At 59.8% G+C, this 18,988-nt stretch carries 15 protein-coding genes; 6 read left to right on the forward strand and 9 right to left on the reverse strand.

The genetic code is table 11. The features are described from left to right. Positions 1-57: 57 nt before the first annotated feature. A complete protein-coding gene (ettA, locus tag LVW35_RS24695; protein ID WP_233892411.1) occupies positions 58-1,722 on the reverse strand; it encodes an energy-dependent translational throttle protein EttA in 1,665 nt (554 codons plus the stop codon). Between the two features lie 287 nt (positions 1,723-2,009). Here ettA and LVW35_RS24700 point away from each other — a divergent pair, with 287 nt between their 5' ends. Continuing rightward, entirely contained in the window at positions 2,010-5,861 is a 3,852-nt protein-coding gene (locus tag LVW35_RS24700) for a sensor domain-containing protein (RefSeq protein WP_326489595.1), read from the forward strand. Between the two features lie 215 nt (positions 5,862-6,076). Next, positions 6,077-7,330 (forward strand): serine hydroxymethyltransferase, encoded by a 1,254-nt coding sequence (gene glyA / locus LVW35_RS24705; protein WP_025859212.1) that lies wholly within the window; start codon positions 6,077-6,079, stop codon positions 7,328-7,330. Positions 7,331-7,375: 45 nt separating this feature from the next. Here glyA and yjiA read toward each other — a convergent pair whose 3' ends face one another. From yjiA to LVW35_RS24720, 3 genes are all read right to left on the reverse strand, one after another. Next, complete coding sequence (yjiA, locus tag LVW35_RS24710; RefSeq protein WP_233892412.1) at positions 7,376-8,335, reverse strand: GTPase; 960 nt, start codon at positions 8,333-8,335, stop codon at positions 7,376-7,378. 152 nt (positions 8,336-8,487) lie between these two features. Further along, the gene (locus LVW35_RS24715) at positions 8,488-8,685 is read right to left on the reverse strand and encodes a YbdD/YjiX family protein (RefSeq protein ID WP_016976771.1); all 198 of its coding nucleotides are present in this window, start codon (positions 8,683-8,685) and stop codon (positions 8,488-8,490) included. Between the two features lie 15 nt (positions 8,686-8,700). Further along, the gene (locus LVW35_RS24720) at positions 8,701-10,767 is read right to left on the reverse strand and encodes a carbon starvation CstA family protein (protein WP_233892413.1); all 2,067 of its coding nucleotides are present in this window, start codon (positions 10,765-10,767) and stop codon (positions 8,701-8,703) included. Positions 10,768-10,941: 174 nt separating this feature from the next. Here LVW35_RS24720 and LVW35_RS24725 point away from each other — a divergent pair, with 174 nt between their 5' ends. Beyond that, the gene (locus LVW35_RS24725; RefSeq protein WP_233892414.1) at positions 10,942-11,307 is read left to right on the forward strand and encodes a PilZ domain-containing protein; all 366 of its coding nucleotides are present in this window, start codon (positions 10,942-10,944) and stop codon (positions 11,305-11,307) included. Here the strand turns inward: LVW35_RS24725 and radA are convergent. From radA to katB, 3 genes are read right to left on the reverse strand one after another with little or no spacing between them, the layout of a single operon-like run. Next, positions 11,296-12,663, reverse strand: coding sequence for a DNA repair protein RadA (radA, locus tag LVW35_RS24730; protein ID WP_233892415.1), 1,368 nt, complete (start codon positions 12,661-12,663; stop codon positions 11,296-11,298). The genes LVW35_RS24725 and radA overlap by 12 nt on opposite strands. A gap of 35 nt (positions 12,664-12,698) precedes the next feature. After that, the gene (locus LVW35_RS24735) at positions 12,699-13,238 is read right to left on the reverse strand and encodes an ankyrin repeat domain-containing protein (protein ID WP_233892416.1); all 540 of its coding nucleotides are present in this window, start codon (positions 13,236-13,238) and stop codon (positions 12,699-12,701) included. 59 nt (positions 13,239-13,297) lie between these two features. Then, entirely contained in the window at positions 13,298-14,827 is a 1,530-nt protein-coding gene (gene katB / locus LVW35_RS24740; RefSeq protein ID WP_442799698.1) for a catalase KatB, read from the reverse strand. A 299-nt stretch (positions 14,828-15,126) separates the two neighbouring features. Between katB and mscL the strand changes: the two genes are divergently transcribed. Then, positions 15,127-15,546, forward strand: coding sequence for a large-conductance mechanosensitive channel protein MscL (gene mscL, locus LVW35_RS24745; protein ID WP_186691051.1), 420 nt, complete (start codon positions 15,127-15,129; stop codon positions 15,544-15,546). Between the two features lie 44 nt (positions 15,547-15,590). Here mscL and LVW35_RS24750 read toward each other — a convergent pair whose 3' ends face one another. After that, on the reverse strand, positions 15,591-16,367 hold the full coding sequence (locus LVW35_RS24750; RefSeq protein ID WP_233892418.1) for a ferredoxin--NADP reductase: 777 nt from the start codon (positions 16,365-16,367) through the stop codon (positions 15,591-15,593). Positions 16,368-16,748: 381 nt separating this feature from the next. Between LVW35_RS24750 and LVW35_RS24755 the strand changes: the two genes are divergently transcribed. Beyond that, positions 16,749-17,459, forward strand: coding sequence for a helix-turn-helix transcriptional regulator (locus LVW35_RS24755; RefSeq protein WP_233892419.1), 711 nt, complete (start codon positions 16,749-16,751; stop codon positions 17,457-17,459). A gap of 159 nt (positions 17,460-17,618) precedes the next feature. Beyond that, on the forward strand, positions 17,619-18,743 hold the full coding sequence (locus LVW35_RS24760) for a methyltransferase (RefSeq protein WP_233892420.1): 1,125 nt from the start codon (positions 17,619-17,621) through the stop codon (positions 18,741-18,743). A 66-nt stretch (positions 18,744-18,809) separates the two neighbouring features. On the opposite strand, the gene LVW35_RS24765 is transcribed toward LVW35_RS24760, so the two are convergent. Beyond that, positions 18,810-18,977 (reverse strand): DUF2474 domain-containing protein, encoded by a 168-nt coding sequence (locus tag LVW35_RS24765; protein ID WP_099584739.1) that lies wholly within the window; start codon positions 18,975-18,977, stop codon positions 18,810-18,812. Positions 18,978-18,988 lie beyond the last annotated feature (11 nt).

Raw genomic sequence — 18,988 nt, forward strand, 5'->3', positions numbered from 1 at the left:
CCAGGCAAAAAAAAAACGGAGCCCGAAGGCTCCGCTCTTTCAAACCACCAACCCGAATCAGGCCAGTTTTTTGTGACGCACACGGTGCGGCTGGGCAGCAGCATCGCCCAAGCGCTTTTTACGGTCCGCTTCGTACTCGGTGTAGTTACCCTCGAAGAACACCGCTTGGGAGTCATCTTCGTACGCCAGGATGTGCGTCGCGACGCGGTCAAGGAACCACCGATCGTGAGAGATCACAATGGCGGCGCCTGGGAAGTCCAGCAGGGCTTCTTCCAGGGAACGCAGGGTTTCGACGTCGAGGTCGTTGGACGGTTCGTCGAGCAGCAGGACGTTGCCGCCCTCTTTCAGGGTCAGGGCCAGGTGCAAGCGACCGCGCTCACCACCGGACAGGTCCTTGACGAACTTCTGTTGGTCGCCACCCTTGAAGTTGAAACGACCGACATAGGTACGCGACGGGATTTCATAGTTGCCGATGCGGATCTGGTCGGAACCGTCGGAAATCTGCTGGAACACCGTCTTGCTGCCGTCCAGGTCTTCGCGGCTCTGGTCGACACAGGCCAGTTGCACGGTTTCGCCCACTTCGATAGTGCCCGAATCCGGCGTTTCCTTGCCCATCAGCATGCGGAACAGGGTGGATTTACCCGCACCGTTACCACCGATTACGCCGACGATCGCGCCTTTTGGCATGGAGAACGACAGGTTGTCGATCAGCACGCGGTCGCCATAGCCTTTGGAAACGTTCTTGAACTCGATGACCTTGTCACCCAGGCGCGGACCGGCTGGGATGTAGATCTCGTTGGTTTCCGAACGCTTCTGGAATTCCTGCGACTGCATTTCTTCAAAGCGTTGCAGACGTGCCTTGGATTTGGACTGGCGGGCCTTGGCGCCTTTGCGCACCCACTCCAGTTCTTCCTTCATGGCTTTTTCATGGGCCGATTGCTGCTTGGATTCGGCCGCCAGACGGTCGGACTTGGCTTCCAGCCAACCGGAATAGTTGCCCTCGTAAGGGATACCGGCGCCACGGTCGAGCTCGAGGATCCAGCCAGCCACGTTGTCCAGGAAGTACCGGTCGTGCGTGATCGCTACCACGGTGCCTGGGAAATCGTGAAGGAAGTGTTCCAGCCAGGCGACGGAATCGGCGTCCAAGTGGTTGGTCGGTTCGTCGAGCAGCAGCATGTCGGGGGCCGACAGCAGCAGGCGGCACAGGGCCACACGACGCTTCTCACCACCGGACAGGTGTTCGACCTTGGCGTCCCACGCCGGCAGGCGCAGGGCGTCGGCGGCGACTTCCAGCTGGCGCTCCAGGTTGTGACCGTCGCCGGCCTGCAGGATGGCTTCGAGCTTGGCCTGTTCGGCGGCGAGCTTGTCGAAATCAGCATCCGGTTCGGCGTAGGCGGCGTAGACCTCGTCCAGGCGCGCCTGGGCGTTCTTGATCACGCTGACGGCTTCTTCGACCACTTCACGCACGGTCTTGGTCGGGTCCAGGATCGGCTCTTGCGGCAGGTAGCCGATGTTCAGGTCCGGCATCGGGCGGGCTTCGCCCTCGAACTCGGTGTCGACGCCGGCCATGATTTTCAGCAGCGTGGATTTACCCGAACCGTTGAGGCCGAGCACGCCGATCTTGGCGCCTGGGAAGAAGGACAGCGAAATGTTTTTCAGGATTTCCCGCTTCGGCGGAACAACTTTTCCCAGCCGATGCATGGTGAAGACGTATTGAGCCATGGTGAACCTAGCGTCAGTGACTGATGAATTAAGCGGACGAAGCCCGTGCCAGGCCATGCGCGGCGCGGGCCGTTGACTATCATCAATGCCTGCGTGCGGTATAAAGCCTGAATATCTGGGGCTGGAACGCCCCCGCGTAACCGGCAAAGCTACCTGAATGCGCTTGGTCAGTCCAGCCAGGCAGGGGCTGGCACTTTGCCACAAGTCAAGGCATGCTAGCCGCCCTCCGGGCGTCCGGCTTATAGTGCACGTCGCGCGCCAGTCCAGCCAAACCGCAGGATCACAGCTTGTCCAAAGTCACGCCGCCCACTCCCCTGCGCGCCGCTCATATAGCGCCGGGAGCGCCCCTGCACGGCACCCTCAAAGGCGCGTTGGCGACGCTTGTCCTCATGCTGCTCGCGTTATTGTTCTGGCAGTTGCTGGACCAGCTGCAGCAAAACCAGAAGAACCAGCAGCAATACACCATCGACTACAGTGCCGACCTGGCTGAACAGATCAGCCTGAACATGGCCCTCAGCGCAAAAATCGCCCTGAACCTGCTGCCGATGGTCGAGCCGCCGCGTGACAGCGAACAGCAACAAGCCTTGATGCGCACTTTGCAGCGCTCGATGCCGGAATTGCGCAGCGTGGCCCTGCTCGCCCCCAGCGGCGCGATGATCAGTGACAGCGCCGCAGACAGCCAGGATAGCGCCTGGCTTGCAGAGCTGGTGCAACGCAGCCACGCCCAGTCTTATTACCTGAGCAACAGCAACGACGGCACGATCATCTATCTGTTGCTGCACCAGCCCAGCGGCGGCTCAAGAATGTATTGGGCACTGCGCCTGGCTCCCAACTACCTGGCCAACCTCACCCGCCAGGACAGCCAGGGCCAACGCCCGATGTGGGTCATCGAGAATCGCATCAACCACCGGGTTGTCAGCCGGGACAGCGGCATGCCGGCGCAATGGGCGTCTGCGCTGACCCCGGACGAGCTGAATAAAAGCGTATTGGTCACCCCTCTGAGCAAAAGCGACTGGCAGCTGCGCGGGCTGTTCGACCGCACGGCGGTGCTGGAACAACTGCTGCCGGCCTTCATTGGCAAATGCCTTCTGGGCCTGGCGTTCTCGCTGATCCCGGTGATCGTGTTGCTGAACATGCGCCGCCGCCAACGCCAGGTGCATGAAGGCCGCCGGCGTTACCAGGATATTTTCGAAGGCACCGGTGTGGCCCTGTGCGTGCTCGACCTGTCGGGCCTGAACGCGCTTTTCGACAAGACCCGACTGGAGACCCGCGAGCAACTGCACGCCTGGCTGCACGACAACCCCGGTGAGCGCCAGCAACTGCTCAAGGAACTGCGCATCACCGAGGTCAACCAAGTGGCGGTGCGTCTGTTGAACGTGGGTTCCTGCGAAGAAGCCTGGGAGCGCCTGATCGATGACTGCCCACGTAACGCCACGTCCATTGGCTATCAGATACTTGAGGCGGTGCTGACCCAACAGCACCAGTTGGAACTGGAAATCCAGCTCAAGGACGTGGCCGGCAACGAGCAATACCTGTGGCTGGTGATGCGCCTGCCGGAGCAGCAGGACGACTTCAAGGCGGTGATCCTCAGCATCAGCGATATCACCAGCCGCAAGCTGATCGAGCTGTCGCTGGTGGAGCGCGAGAGCTTCTGGTCGGATGTGGTCCGCACAGTGCCCGATCACCTGTACGTGCAGGACGTGATCAGCCAGCGCATGATTTTCAGCAACCACCACTTGGGCCACACCCTCGGCTACAACAAGGTCGAACTGCAGCAAATGGGCGAGTATTTCTGGGAAATCCTGCTGCACCCCGAAGACGCCGAGCATTACCACGAGTTGCGCCAGCAACAGCGCCAGGCCGGTTACACCACCCAATTGCAATGCCAACTGCGCTTCCGCCACCGCAATAACCAATGGCGGCGCTTTGACATCCGCGAGCAAGCCCTGGCCCGCGACAAGACAGCGCAGATCACCCGCATCATCGGCGTGGCCAAGGACATCACCGACCAGATCGAAGCCAGCGAATCCCTGCGCGACAGCGAACAGCGCTACCGCATGCTCGCTGAAAGCATCAGCGACGTGATCTGCTCCACCGACAGCCAGTTGGCCCTCAACTACATCAGCCCCTCGGTCAACGCCGTGCTCGGTTATGACGTGGACTGGGTGTTCAAGCACGGCTGGCAGTCGATCATCGCCAACCCGCAGCAATTGACTGGCATTTACAGCCTGATGGAACAGGTCAGCCGCGCGCTGGGCGATCCCGAGGCGCTGAACAGGCTGCGCGACGACATTCAAACCCAGCTGTTCCTTTTCGATTGCCTGCGCGCAGACGGTCGCAAAGTGCCGATCGAGCTGCGCCTGGTGCTGGTGTGGGACGAACACGGCGCCTTCGAGGGCATCCTTGGTGTAGGCCGCGACATCAGCCAGCAACGCCGCGCCGAAAAAGACCTGCGCATGGCGGCCACGGTCTTCGAGCACTCCACCTCGGCGATCCTGATCACCGACCCGGCCGGTTATATCGTGCAGGCCAACGAGGCATTCAGTCGGGTCAGTGGCTATGCGGTCAGCGATGTGCTCGACCAGTTGCCGAACATGCTCACCGTCGACGAACAACAGGAAGCCCACCTGCGCTACGTGCTCAAGCAGTTGCACCAGCACAGCACCTGGGAAGGCGAAGTGTGGCTCAAGCGCCGCAATGGCGAGCATTACCCGGCGTGGGTCGGCATTACCGCCGTGTTCGACGATGAAGGGGACCTGGCCAGCTACGTGTGCTTCTTCAGTGATATCAGTGAGCGCAAGGCCAGCGAGCAGCGCATCCACCGCCTGGCCTACTATGACGCTCTGACCCACCTGCCTAACCGCACGTTGTTCCAGGACCGCCTGCACACCGCGTTGCAGTCGGCCGAACGGCAGAAGTCGTGGGTGGTGCTGATGTTCCTCGACCTCGACCGCTTCAAACCGATCAACGACTCCTTGGGCCACGCCGCCGGAGACCGCATGCTCAAGGAAATGGCCACGCGCCTGCTGGGCTGCGTGGCCGAAGACGATACCGTGGCGCGTATGGGCGGCGACGAGTTCACTTTGCTCCTGCAACCCAGGGTCAGCCGCGAGTTGGCGCTCAACCGCGCGATACACGTGGCCGAGCAGATCCTCGCCAGCCTGGTGAAGCCCTTTGTATTGGAAGGTCGCGAATTCTTTGTGACCGCCAGTATCGGTATCGCCCTGAGCCCTCAGGACGGCAACGAGCTGAGCCAGTTGATGAAAAACGCCGACACGGCGATGTATCACGCCAAGGAACGCGGCAAAAACAACTTCCAGTTCTACCAGGCCGACATGAACGCCAGCGCCCTGGAACGCCTCGAGCTGGAAAGCGACCTGCGCCATGCCTTGGACCAGAACGAATTCGTGCTTTATTACCAACCGCAATTCAGCGGCGACGGCAAACGCCTGACCGGCGCCGAAGCCTTGCTGCGCTGGCGCCACCCGCGTCGCGGACTGGTGCCGCCGGGGGATTTCATCCCGGTACTGGAAGAGTTGGGCCTGGTGGTGGATGTTGGTGATTGGGTGATCAGCGAAGCCTGTCGCCAGCTCAAGACCTGGCATCAGAACAAGGTGCGCGTGCCGAAAGTCTCGGTGAACATCTCGGCGCGGCAGTTCTCCGACGGCCAGTTGGGCACCCGTATCGCCACCATCCTCAAGGACACCGGGCTGCCGCCGGCATGCCTGGAGCTGGAGCTGACCGAAAGTATCCTGATGCGGGAAGTCAACGAGGCCATGCAGATCCTCGACAGCCTGAAAAACCTGGGGTTGAGCATTGCGGTTGATGACTTCGGCACGGGCTACTCGTCGCTCAACTACCTCAAGCAATTCCCTATCGACGTGTTGAAGATCGACCGCACCTTCGTGGATGGCCTGCCTTCCGGCGAACAGGACGCCCAGATCGCCCGCGCCATTATTGCCATGGCCCACAGCCTGAACCTGGCGGTGATCGCCGAAGGTGTGGAAACCCATGAACAGCTGGACTTCCTGCGTGAGCATGGCTGCGATGAGGTTCAGGGCTACCTGTTCGGGCGGCCGATGCCGGCGAACCGGTTCGAGGCGCAGTTCAGTAATGATGCCCTCTTCATGTTCGATTGATTGGAGCTAACAGCTCCAATCAATCGAACATGAAGAGGGCAGTGGCAAGCTTCAAGCTGTAAGCGGCAAGCAAGGGCAAATCTGCTTTTACTTGAGGCTTGCAGCTTGCAACTTGAAGCTGGCGCTTCATCACCATGACTATGTTTCATACCCCTTCTAATAGGCGCTTGGGTTAGAATGCCCTCCTTTTCTGCCCCCGATCCTTGAGGACCGCCATGTTCAGCCGTGATTTGACTATTGCCAAGTACGACGCCGATCTCTTTGCCGCCATGGAGCAAGAAGCCGTGCGCCAGGAAGAGCACATTGAGCTGATCGCTTCGGAAAACTACACCAGCCCAGCGGTGATGGAGGCTCAAGGTTCGGTCTTGACCAACAAGTATGCCGAAGGTTACCCAGGCAAGCGCTACTACGGCGGTTGCGAGTACGTCGACGTGGTTGAGCAACTGGCCATCGACCGTGCCAAAGAACTGTTCGGCGCCGATTACGCCAACGTCCAGCCGCACGCCGGCTCCCAAGCCAACAGCGCCGTGTACCTGGCCCTGCTGCAAGGCGGCGACACCATCCTGGGCATGAGCCTGGCCCACGGCGGTCACCTGACCCACGGCGCCAGCGTTTCCTCCTCCGGCAAGCTGTACAACGCCGTTCAATACGGTATCGATGCCAACGGCCTGATCGACTACGACGAAGTCGAGCGACTGGCCGTTGAACACAAGCCAAAAATGATCGTGGCCGGTTTCTCCGCCTACTCGCAGATCCTGGACTTCCCACGCTTCCGCGCTATCGCTGACAAAGTCGGTGCTTATCTCTTTGTTGATATGGCTCACGTTGCGGGGCTGGTCGCCGCTGGCGTTTACCCGAACCCGGTGCCTTACGCTGACGTGGTGACCACCACCACCCACAAGACCCTGCGCGGTCCACGTGGCGGTCTGATCCTGGCTCGCGCCAACGCCGACATCGAGAAGAAGCTGAACTCCGCCGTATTCCCAGGTGCCCAGGGTGGCCCGCTGGAGCACGTGATCGCCGCCAAGGCGATCTGCTTCAAAGAAGCCCTGCAGCCTGAGTTCAAGACCTACCAGCAACAAGTGGTCAAGAACGCCCAGGCCATGGCCAACGTGTTCATCGAGCGCGGCTTTGACGTGGTATCCGGCGGTACTGAGAACCACCTGTTCCTGCTGTCGCTGATCAAGCAGGACATTTCCGGTAAAGACGCTGACGCCGCGCTGGGCAAAGCCTTCATCACCGTGAACAAGAACTCCGTGCCGAACGACCCACGTTCGCCGTTCGTCACCTCGGGCCTGCGCTTCGGCACCCCCGCGGTGACCACACGTGGCTTCAAGGAAGCAGAGTGCAAGGAACTGGCGGGCTGGATCTGCGACATCCTGGCAGACCTGAACAACGAAGCCGTGATCGACGCGGTACGTGAGAAGGTCAAGGCCATCTGCAAGAAGCTGCCGGTGTACGGCGCTTGATTGCAGTTGCTTGAATAAGAAGCCCGGCTTTTAAGCCGGGCTTTTTTATGCCTGATAGACGCGCCGGAAACCTTCGCGAATCTTTTCTTCAGGCAACTCATCGGCAATGAATACGATCACACTCTCTCGCACCTCACCTTCGGCCCATTCGGTATCCCAATCGAAACCGTAGAGCTTGAGCACGCCCTGGAACACCATGCGCCGATCTTCCCCGGCAATGTTCAGCACGCCCTTGTAGCGCAACAGTTGCTTGCCGTGGTCTTCCAGCAGTTCGTTCATGAACGCGCTGAGGCGGTCGATATCCAGCGGCTGGTCGGTGCGCAGCACCAGGCTGGAGATACGGTCGATGGACGGTGCAGCCCGCACCGGGCGCAGGCTCATGCCGGCATTGAGGTTGAAGCCGCGCACATCGAGCAGTTCAGCCAGGTCGATGTTGCCATGGTCCACCACGCGGATCGGCGCGCGGCGGTTAATGCGGGTGAGGCGTTCGCTGAGCGCGTCAAAGGCGGCGGCGTCCACCAAGTCGCGCTTGCTCACCAGCAGGCGGTCGGCAAAGCCGATCTGGGCCTGGGCGATGGTCTGGGTCAGGTGGTGCTCGGCGTGGGCGGCGTCCACCAGGGTAATGATGCCGTCGAGAAGGTAGCGCTCGCGCAGTTCCTCGTCGATGAAAAAGGTCTGGGCCACGGGAGCTGGGTCGGCCAGGCCGGTGCACTCGATCACTAGGCGGTCGAAGGCGATCTCGCCACTGTCCAGACGTTCGAGCAGCAGGTACAGGGCTTTGGTCAGGTCGGTGTGGATGGTGCAGCACACGCAGCCGTTGGACAGGGTCATGACTTGCACTGGCTCTTCGCCCAGCAGCTGGGTGTCGATACCGGCGTCGCTGAATTCGTTTTCGATCACGGCGATTTTCAGGCCGTGCTCGGCTTTGAGCAGGTGGCGTAGCAAGGTGGTCTTGCCGGCGCCGAGGAAGCCGCTGAGGACCGTTACCGGGATGGGAGAGGACAAAAGCAATTCTCCTTATAACTGAAGGAACACAAAACAAATGTGGGAGCGGGCTTGCTCGCGAATACGGTGTATCAGTCAGCACATCCGCCAACTGACCGCATTCGCGAGCAAGCCCGCTCCCACAGTAGATCACCGCCAGCCCGACTACCGGGTCAACAGCACTTGGGCCCACCCTTGCCGCCGTAACGGGCTTCCTGGCGTTCCCGGAAGAACGCCTTGTAGTCCATCACCGGCTTGTCCGGGTGTTTGGTTTGCATATGCTCGACGTACGTATCGTAGTCGGGCATGCCGACCATCAGGCGCGCGGCCTGACCGAGGTATTTACCGAGGCGATTGATGTCATTGAACATGGTTGCAATCCTCGATCACGCGTCCGGAATGGCCTGGAACGGCGCTTCTTTATCGGTACGCTCTTTGTTGCCCCAGGCGGCGACACCGACCTTGAGCGCATAGAACAGGATACTGAACACCACGAACAGGAACAGCGCCGTCAGCGTTGCGTTGGTGTAGGCGTTCCAGATCACGTGCTGCATCTGGTCGATGTTCTTCGCCGGGGCGAGGATCTGCCCATTGGCCAATGCATCGCTGTATTTCTTGGCCAGCGACAGAAAGCCGATCGCCGGGTTGGCGTCGAACAGCTTGATGAAGCCCGCGGTGGTGGTGCAGATCAGCAGCCAGACAGCCGGCAGCATGGTCACCCAGATGTAGCGCTGGCGTTTCATTTTGATCAGCACAACCGTTGCAAGCATCAGCGCGATACCGGCCAGCATCTGGTTGGAGATACCGAACAGCGGCCACAGGGTGTTGATGCCGCCCAGTGGGTCGATCACGCCTTGATACAGCAGGTAACCCCACATCGCCACACAGCCGGCTGTTGCGATCAGGTTGGCAGTCCACGACTCGGTGCGTTTCAGCGCCGGTACGAAGGAACCCAGCAGGTCTTGCAGCATGAAACGACCGGCCCGGGTACCCGCGTCGACTGCCGTCAGAATGAACAGCGCCTCGAACAGGATCGCAAAGTGATACCAGAACGCCATGGTGTTTTCACCCGGCAGTACGCTGTGCAGGATCTGCGCGATCCCCACTGCCAGGGTTGGTGCACCGCCGGCACGCGCCAGGATAGTGGTTTCACCGATATCATGGGCGACCGCCGTCAGTGCTTCCGGGGTAATTGCAAAGCCCCAACTGCTGACGGTTTGTGCCACAGCCACCACATCGCTACCCACCACGGCAGCCGGGCTGTTCATGGCGAAGTACACACCAGGCTCGATCACCGAAGCAGCAACCATTGCCATGATGGCGACGAACGACTCCATCAACATGCCGCCGTAACCGATGTAGCGTGCGTTGGTTTCGTTATCCAGCAACTTGGGTGTAGTGCCCGAGGAGATCAGCGCGTGGAAACCCGAGACCGCGCCACAGGCAATGGTGATGAACAGGAACGGGAACAGGCCGCCCTTCCACACGGGGCCGGTGCCGTCGATGAACTGGGTCAGGGCCGGCATTTTGAGCTCTGGCATGGTGACCAGAATGCCGATTGCCAAAGCGATGATGGTGCCGATTTTGAGGAAGGTCGACAGGTAGTCACGCGGTGCCAGGATCAGCCACACCGGCAGAACGGCGGCAACGAAACCGTAGCCAATCAGCATCCAAGTGATCTGGATGCCGGTAAAGGTGAAGGCCTTGGCCCAGACCGGGTCAGCGGCAATCTGCCCGCCCAGCCAGATCGACCCCAGCAGCAACAGCACGCCGACGATCGAGATTTCACCGATGCGGCCCGGACGGATGTAGCGCATGTAGATGCCCATGAACATCGCGATCGGGATGGTCGCCATCACCGTGAAGATGCCCCATGGGCTCTCGGCCAGGGCCTTGACCACAATCAGCGCCAGCACCGCGAGGATGATGATCATGATCAGGAAGCAGCCGAACAGCGCGATGGTCCCCGGAATGCGGCCCATCTCTTCGCGAACCATGTCGCCGAGAGAACGGCCATTACGCCGCGTGGACAGGAACAGGACCATGAAGTCCTGCACCGCACCGGCCAGCACCACGCCGGCAATCAGCCAGAGCGTGCCGGGCAGGTAGCCCATTTGCGCCGCCAGTACCGGGCCGACCAAGGGGCCTGCACCGGCAATCGCCGCAAAGTGGTGACCGAACAGGATGTGTTTGTTGGTCGGCACATAGTCCAGACCGTCGTTGTTGAGCACTGCGGGGGTGGCCCGCCGTGGATCGAGTTGCATCACATTGTTAGCGATGAACAGACTGTAGTAACGGTACGCAACCAGGTAGATGGCCACAGCAGCGACCACAATCCACAAGGCGTTGATCGCCTCGCCGCGGCGCAAGGCCACTACGCCCAGGGCGCACGCTCCTACAATTGCCAGCACCAGCCAGGGTAGGTGGCGTAGCAGGCTATTATTATTTTTCATTTTTATATTCCAGCCAGGGTGGACAGAAAGGACAGCCACCCCGAGTTTAGCGCTGTTGGCCTTAAAGACCACCCCCCTACGTTGGTCTAGAGCCTTGCGCAGAAAAAAAAAGCAGAAATAAATGCCCGATGATGGCTCGGGGCTACAATCCTCCTATCTCCAGAGGGTTTCACCATGACCGAGCAACCGTCTGACCGCCGCCGTTTCCGCCGCATAGCCTTTGACGCCAAGACCGAATTTCGGCAAAACGGTCGCGAATGGCCGGTGCAATTGGTGGACTTGTCATTAAAAGGCTTGTTGATACAACGGCCAGAGGACTGGAAGGGCAACAAGGCGCTGCCGTTCGACGTCGACATCCGCCTGGATCCCAAGGCCCATATAAAAATGCAAGTGCGCCTGACCCATGAGGATCATGGGCAGTTGGGTTTTGTGTGCCAGCATATCGATCTGGACTCGATCAGCCATTTGCGACGACTGATCGAGTTGAACCTGGGTGATCAGCAAGAGTTGGAGCGCGAGCTGGGCGCCCTACTCGAATAGCGCGTCCAGTGCCTGTTCCAGACGCGTCACCGCGATAATCTGCAACCCCGGCGGCGACTCCTTCGGCGCATTGCCCTTCGGCACGATCGCGCGCTTGAAGCCATGCTTGGCAGCTTCCTTCAAGCGTTCCTGGCCGCTGGGTACCGGGCGCACCTCGCCCGACAAACCGACCTCACCGAACACCAGCAAATCATGGGGCAATGGCCGGTTACGCAGGCTGGACATCACCGCCGCCATCAACGCCAGGTCGGACGCCGTTTCCAGCACTTTTACCCCGCCAACCACGTTGAGAAACACATCCTGGTCATGGGTCGGAATGCCGCCGTGACGATGCAATACGGCAAGCAGCATCGCCAGGCGGTTCTGATCCAGACCCAACGTCACGCGGCGCGGGTTGGCCAAATGACTGTCATCCACCAGGGCCTGCACTTCCACCAGCATCGGGCGGGTGCCCTCCCACGTTGCCATCACCACGCTGCCGGGGACTTCTTCCTGGGCCCGCGTGAGAAAAATCGCCGAAGGGTTGGAGACTTCCTTAAGCCCCCGGTCAGTCATGGCGAACACACCCAATTCGTTGACCGCACCGAAACGGTTCTTCACCGCCCGCAGCAAACGCAGGCGTCCGTCGGATTCGCCTTCGAAATACAGCACGGTGTCCACCATGTGCTCCAACACCCGTGGCCCGGCCAGTGCGCCCTCTTTGGTCACATGGCCCACCAGGAAGATCGCCGTGCCGCTCTGCTTGGCATATCGCACCAACAGCGCCGCACTTTCACGCACCTGGGACACGCCGCCCGGTGCCGACTGCAGTTGTTCGGTGAAAATCGTCTGGATCGAGTCGATCACCATGACCTTGGGCTTTTCGATACGTGCCGTGGCAATGATGCTTTCAATGCAGGTTTCGGTCATGACCCGCAGTTGATCCTGGGGCAGCCCCAGGCGACGGGCGCGCATGGCCACTTGCTGTTGGGATTCTTCGCCGGTGACATACAGCGCCGGCATACGGCTGGCGATACTGCACAGGGTTTGCAGCAGGATCGTGGATTTACCGATGCCTGGGTCGCCGCCGATCAGCACCACCGAACCGTCCACCAGGCCGCCGCCCAACACCCGGTCCAACTCGCCGGAAGCGGTGGAGAAACGCGGGATCTCTTCGACACTGACCTCGGCCAACGTCTTGATCTGTGCCTGCTGCCCGGTCCAGCCGGCACGTCCTGCAGGGGCCGCGGCACCGCCGCTTTCGATCATGGTTTCAGTCAGGGTGTTCCAGGCACCGCACTCGGTGCACTGGCCGGCCCACTTGGGAAAGGTCGCGCCGCACTCCGTGCAGCCGTACATGCGCTTGGCCTTTGCCATTTGAGAACCTCCAACCGAAAAACCGCGATGATAGCTCAGCGCGGCGCCGGGGTCCGGATTTCACCGCTGGCCAATCGTGAAGCGCTGTTGCCGATCGGGTCTTCGGCGTTGAGGTCCGCGCCCTTGGCCTTCAACTCATCCAGCAACTCGACACGCTTGAACAGCCCGGCGTACATGGCTGCCGTCTGTCCCGCGCCGTTGCGTTGGTCGGGGTTGCAGTCAGTGGCCAGCAGGCGCTGGGCAATTTTCAATTCGCCCTTGAAAATCGCGCCCATCAGCGCTGTGTTGCCGCGTTTGTCCTGCATGCAGGCGTCGGCTCCGGCATCGAGCAGGCGTTCCACGAACGGGCCCTGGCCGTGGTAGGCGGCCAGGATCAACGCGGTGTAACCCTTGTCGTCCTGGGTATTGAGGCTGTAGCCGGAATCGATGAAGGTGTTGAGCATGTCGAGGTCGCCACGGCGGGCAGCGTCGAAATAGTAGTCCTGCAACTGAGCCTTGAGCGCGACCGGGTCGGGAGACTCGGCATGGGCGACAAAGGCCAGCATGGCCATCAGCAAGCCGATAGAAATTCGCATGGGTTTTTCTCCTGCCAAGGGCCGACGCCCGATCAAGGACGTCGGCCGTAACCAACGAATCAGTCAGTCAGTTTTTCCGCCAGCGCCTTCACGCGCGCCAGGTCACCCTTGGCGACCTTGGCCACGCCAGTGCCGTATTCCGGGTCAGCCTTGTAGAGGAACGACAGGATGATGTGCTTGCTCTCATCATCGGTGGTAGCCAGCGAGCCGCCAAAGTTCTCGATCAAGTCCTGACGCTCTTTCTTGGTGAAGGAGCGGTAAAGATCACCGGCCTGCTTGAAGTTCTGCTCGCGCTGGATCTTCGCCTGCTGGGTGCTGCCCGACAGGGCCGACTGGCTGTAGCGCGCGGTTTGCGGCTCGTCCCGTGGCAGCAGACGGCTTGGCTGGTAGTTCACGCCCGTGGTGGTCTTGCCGAAGTTCATCGCGCCGTCCTGGTTACCGTTGTTGACAGTCACCCGTGGCGCGTTGATCGGCAGTTGCAGGGCGTTGGCGCCCAGGCGGTACATCTGGGTGTCGGCGTAGGAGAACACCCGGCCCTGCAGCAGGCGGTCCTCAGACGGTTCGATGCCCGGCACCAGGTTGGCCGGCGCCATGGCCACTTGCTCGGTTTCCTGGAACACGTTGGCCGGGTTGCGGTTCAGCACCATCTGCCCGACCTTGCGCTCAGGCACATTCGGCCAGATCTTGGTCGCGTCCAGCGGGTCGAAGTCGAACTTGGCCAAATCTTCAGGTTTGAGCACCTGCACATACAGGTCCCATTTGGGGAAGTCGCCCTTGTTGATGTGAGTGACCAGGTCGTTGGTCATGTGGCTGTAGTCGCGACCTTGTACTTCGGTGACCTGCTTGGGATCGAGGTTCTTGATGCCTTGCAGGCTCTTCCAGTGGAACTTGACGTAGTGCACTTCACCCTTGGCGTTGATCAGCTTGTAGGCGTGCACGCCGTTGCCGTCCATTTCCCGATAGCTGGCAGGGGTGCCGGAGTCGGAGTACAGCTCGGTCAGCGTGCGCGTGGATTCGGGCACGTGGGAGAAAAAATCGAAGCGACGGGAATCGTCATCCAGGTTGGTGCGTGGGTCTGGCTTGAAGGCGTGGACCATGTCCGGGAACTTGATCGCGTCGCGGATAAAGAACGTCGGGAAGTTGTTGCCTACCAGGTCCCAGTTACCCTCAGCGGTGTAGAACTTGGTAGCGAAACCGCGCGGGTCACGCAAGGTTTCCGGCGAGTGGTTGCCGTGGACCACGGCGGAGAAACGCACGAACACCGGGGTGGCTTCGCCGGCCGCGAACACCTTGGCCTTGGTCAGGTCGCTGAGGTTGTCCGTGACGGTGAAGGTACCGTGGGCGCCGGTGCCACGCGCGTGTACCACGCGCTCAGGGATACGTTCGCGATCAAAGCGCTGCAGCTTCTGGATCAACTGCACGTCTTGCAGCAGGACCGGGCCATTGGCACCGGCTGTCTGCGAGTTCTGGTTGTCGCCCACCGCAGCACCGTTGTCGCGTGTCAGGTTGGCGGCGTGTACGGACAGGGAAAGCAGGCTGGCGCTCGCCAGTACCAGCACGCATCGCGCTGAAACAGGCCCGCGGCTCATTGGATTCTTCATCGAGGTTTCCTCTGGTTTTTTTAGTGCACATTCAGTTGTGCTTGCCAGAGGCTAGTGACCCAAGAGTCAGAAGATAAATAGAAAAGTCATACCAACCCGATTAATAAAATAATCTGTTAACTCACTGATATTCGGCGTATTTCGCGCGCGATTGGTGGCACTTTGCAAACTATTTGCGATTTAATGTGTCGATAAAAACCAACAGTGTTAGAAGTTGTGTCGGGCAAGCCCGTTACAGCTGACTTACACTGTGTCCCACCCTTCTCATCTGTAACAAGGAATAACCTATGGGCGTGATCAGTGAGTTCAAGGCCTTCGCGGTCAAAGGTAATGTGGTCGACATGGCCGTCGGTATCATCATCGGTGCAGCCTTCGGCAAAATTGTGTCCTCGTTTGTAGGCGATGTGGTGATGCCACCACTCGGTCTGTTGATCGGTGGGGTGGACTTCGGTGATTTGGCCGTGACGCTCAAGGCGGCGCAAGGCGACGCGCCTGCGGTGATCCTGGCTTACGGCAAATTCATCCAGAGCGTGGTGGACTTCCTGATCGTCGCATTTGCGATCTTCATGGGTGTGAAAGTCATCAACCGTCTGAAACGTGAAGAAGCCGTTGCGCCGAAGCTGCCACCGGTGCCGACCAAGGAAGAAGTGTTGCTGGGTGAGATCCGCGATCTGCTCAAGGCACAGAACGATAAGCCGCTTCAATAAGCATCTGCTTGAACAAAAGGCGCCTGCTAGAGGCGCCTTTTTTATTACCAGTAGTTTTCCACCGCCACCTGACCGGGGCGGCGGCTCAAGCTCAGGTTCATATCGCGCTGTTTGAGCAACTGGCGTGTGTCATCGACCATTTGCGGGTTGCCGCAGATCAGCACGCGGGAATGCTCCGGTGTCAGCTCGAGGCCGGCTACACGTTCAAGCTCGCCATTTTCGATCAGGGTGGTGATGCGCCCATTCAACGCGTCGGGATACTGCTCACGGGTGACGATGGGAATGTAGGTGAGTTTATGCGCGTACTCGGCCAGGTATTCACGCTCGCCCAATTCTTTGATCAGTGCCTGATAGGCCAGTTCTTTGGCTTCCCGTGCGCTGTACACCAGAATGATGCGTTCGAATTTCTCCCAGACTTCGAAATCCTGCAGGATCGACAGGAACGGTGCCACCCCGGTGCCAGTCCCCAGCATCCACAAGTCGCGGCCATCGACGAAACGGTTCAAGGTCAGGAAGCCCGTCGCCTGGCGCTCCACCATCAAGGTATCACCCACCCGCAGGTGGCTCAGCTCGCTCGTGAACTCACCGCCTGGGACCACGATCGAGAAGAAATCCAGATGCTCGTCAAACGGTGAGGAGACCAGCGAATAGGCACGCCATACGGTACTGCCATCCGCTTTGGTCACGCCCAGCCGCACGAACTGCCCCGCCGTGAAACGAAAGCCCGGATCGCGGGTGGTGCGCAGGGTAAACAGGCTGGGGGTCAGCGATTGCACGTCGAGCAAGGTCTGGCGGGTGAATTTCTCAGCACTGGCCGTCATGGGGGACTCCGTTCTACAGGTGCCCTAGTGTCCCTCAAAGTCGCGTGCGGAAACACCTACGGTTGGTAGTGGCATGGCGCAATCAAGCGATAGTGGCTATCTAATTGCACCCCAAATCAATTCGCTATTAGCCTTTCAACCAGCTTCACAGGCGCGCTGTTAGTTGATCGTTACACCGCTCCCAAACCACTAATAATCCGTGAATTTTCAATTGCCTGCTTCCTGACTACCACTGAACTCCTCGCAAAAAACTCTTAAATACCCGTGCGCAAGAACGAAATTCTCCATCTGATATGTAAGGTATGTCCTACACTCTTTTTCGTGCAGCGTTGGGGGTCCAGGACGTACCCCAAGGCACGAAGCAGCCCATGGAGAGTACCAATGATTACCTGGCGCAACACACGCCTCTCCAAACTGGAAGGCGAAGACGAGATCACCAGCGTTTTTGAAATGGTGATCAACAAGACTTATGAGCTTGGTTTCCAACACTGTTCCTTCAAAATGAGTCCCAACCGTCCCGAAAACCAAGTCAATCCGATCGAATTCACAAACTATCCAAATGAGTGGAAATCGCTGTATGAGCAAGCGCGTTTCTTTGAAGTGGATCCCGTCGTAAAGCAGTGCATGGAGAGCGTACTACCTCTCGTCTGGGAGGAAGAAACATTTAAAGACGTACCAAGCCTTTGGTCATTGGCACAAACCTTAGGTGTGCATAGGGCGTTGACTATCACCGTGCATGATTTCCGAGGCGTGTTCAGCATGCTGACCCTGAGTCGTGCACAGCGGGACGTCAGCCCGGAAGAACTCTATGAAAAAGCGGGCCTGGTGCTATGGCTTTGTCACGCAATGCACGCTGTCGTGGCGCAGAAGTATGCTGCCCCCTCCGACATCAGCCCGGCCAGCAAACTGACCCCGCGAGAACGGGAGGTCCTCAGGTGGTCCGGCATGGGCAAGACCGCCTCAGACATCGCCACCATCCTGTGCTTGTCCGAGCGTACGGTTGGCTTTCATATGAGCAGGTGCTTCATAAAGCTTGGGGTCAATAACAAAATTGCCGCTGTGCTCTGTGCCGCGCGTAGCGGGATTATTTGACCGACAAAGAAACACCGCATGTATTCACGCTGAAAAAAACGTAACATTTACGGCCAATTCTGAGTGTTGAGCAGCCCATCGGGCGCCGCCCGCAGTTCATTCAGACGGTTCGGCCCGTTATTGCCGAACACCCATCGTTTAACCAGAGCCTCCCCCGCCATGCCCCTGCTCGAAAGCCCCTTCGCCCAGCTCGATCTGATCCGCCAGCCAGAGCAACATAACGATCCGCTGCAAGCCTTCGATGCCGCCGACGAGTACCTGCTCCATTATCTGGCCGAACAGCAACCGACTACGGCGACGCGCGTGCTGGTGCTCAATGACAGCTTCGGCGCCCTGGCCGCCAGCCTTCAGGGGCAGGTGCAGGTCACGTCCAGCGGTGATTCGTTTCTGGCCGCCCAAGGCTTGGAGAAAAACCTGGTACGCAACGGCAAGGCTTTTGACGCTGTGCCGTTTATCCCAGCTAGCCAAATCCCGTCCGGGCCTTTCGACCGCGTGCTGATCCGCGTGCCAAAAACCCTGGCGCTGCTTGAAGAACAATTGATCCGCCTGCAAGGGCAACTGGCACCGGGCGCGCATGTCGTCGCAGGGGCGATGATCAAGCACTTGCCAAGGGCGGCGGGCGAGTTACTGGAGCGCTACATCGGGCCGATGCAGGCGTCGCTAGCGGTGAAGAAGGCGCGCTTGCTGATCGCCACCGCTGACGACCGTCCCGTGGCCGTCTCGCCCTACCCCACCCGCTATAACTTGGAAGCACCGGCCATCGAACTGCTGAACCACGCCAACGTGTTCTGCCGCGAAAGCCTGGACATCGGCACCCGCGCGTTCCTGCCCCACCTGCCGAAAAACCTGGGCAATGCCCGGGTGGCGGACCTGGGTTGCGGCAACGGCGTGTTGGCGATTGCCAGCGCCATGCAAAACCCCGAAGCGCAGTACACCTTGGTAGACGAGTCCTATATGGCCGTGCAGTCGGCGGCCGAAAACTGGCAAGCCGCCCTGGGTGATCGCGATGCAGTCGTACGCGCCGCCGATGGCCTGGCTGGCCAGGAACCTGGCTCGTTGGACGTGGTGCTGTGCAACCCGCCCTTTCACCAGCAACAGGTCGTCGGTGACTTCCTCGCCTGGCGCATGTTCCAACAGGCGCGGGAAGCCCTGGTGGTTGGTGGCGCCCTCTATATAGTCGGCAATCGCCATCTGGGCTATCACACCAAGCTGGCGCGTTTGTTCAGGGGTGTCGAGCAAGTCGCCACCACGCCAAAATTCGTGATTCTCAAAGCGCGCAAATAAAAAAACCCTGCTCATCTCGCGACAAGCAGGGTTGAAAAGCCGGGCCGCAAGGCCCGGATCGGGATGTCAGTGAGTGGTCAGGCCCGCCGCATTCATGAACATGCGCATCAGGCTTGCCACGATGAACAGGGCCAGCACACTGCCGGTCCAGATCATCGCCAGCCACCCCAGGCGCCGCCACAACGGCTGCTTCTCGGCCTGTTCGATCTCGTGCAACGTAGGTTTGCCGGACATGAGACGACCCT

Origin of the sequence: Pseudomonas sp. HN11 (assembly GCF_021390155.1) — a bacterium.
In the GTDB taxonomy this organism is placed as follows: Bacteria; Pseudomonadota; Gammaproteobacteria; order Pseudomonadales; family Pseudomonadaceae; genus Aquipseudomonas.

Excerpts from the sequence above, each read along its gene's own strand:
- ettA (WP_233892411.1), bottom strand. The coding sequence starts at position 1,722 with ATGGCTCAATACGTCTTCACCATGCATCGGCTGGGAAAAGTTGTTCCG.
- glyA (WP_025859212.1), top strand. The coding sequence starts at position 6,077 with ATGTTCAGCCGTGATTTGACTATTGCCAAGTACGACGCCGATCTCTTT.
- LVW35_RS24715 (WP_016976771.1), bottom strand. The coding sequence starts at position 8,685 with ATGTTCAATGACATCAATCGCCTCGGTAAATACCTCGGTCAGGCCGCG.
- LVW35_RS24720 (WP_233892413.1), bottom strand. The coding sequence starts at position 10,767 with ATGAAAAATAATAATAGCCTGCTACGCCACCTACCCTGGCTGGTGCTG.
- LVW35_RS24725 (WP_233892414.1), top strand. The coding sequence starts at position 10,942 with ATGACCGAGCAACCGTCTGACCGCCGCCGTTTCCGCCGCATAGCCTTT.
- radA (WP_233892415.1), bottom strand. The coding sequence starts at position 12,663 with ATGGCAAAGGCCAAGCGCATGTACGGCTGCACGGAGTGCGGCGCGACC.
- LVW35_RS24735 (WP_233892416.1), bottom strand. The coding sequence starts at position 13,238 with ATGCGAATTTCTATCGGCTTGCTGATGGCCATGCTGGCCTTTGTCGCC.
- katB (WP_442799698.1), bottom strand. The coding sequence starts at position 14,827 with ATGAGCCGCGGGCCTGTTTCAGCGCGATGCGTGCTGGTACTGGCGAGC.
- mscL (WP_186691051.1), top strand. The coding sequence starts at position 15,127 with ATGGGCGTGATCAGTGAGTTCAAGGCCTTCGCGGTCAAAGGTAATGTG.
- LVW35_RS24750 (WP_233892418.1), bottom strand. The coding sequence starts at position 16,367 with ATGACGGCCAGTGCTGAGAAATTCACCCGCCAGACCTTGCTCGACGTG.
- LVW35_RS24755 (WP_233892419.1), top strand. The coding sequence starts at position 16,749 with ATGATTACCTGGCGCAACACACGCCTCTCCAAACTGGAAGGCGAAGAC.
- LVW35_RS24760 (WP_233892420.1), top strand. The coding sequence starts at position 17,619 with ATGCCCCTGCTCGAAAGCCCCTTCGCCCAGCTCGATCTGATCCGCCAG.
- LVW35_RS24765 (WP_099584739.1), bottom strand. The coding sequence starts at position 18,977 with ATGTCCGGCAAACCTACGTTGCACGAGATCGAACAGGCCGAGAAGCAG.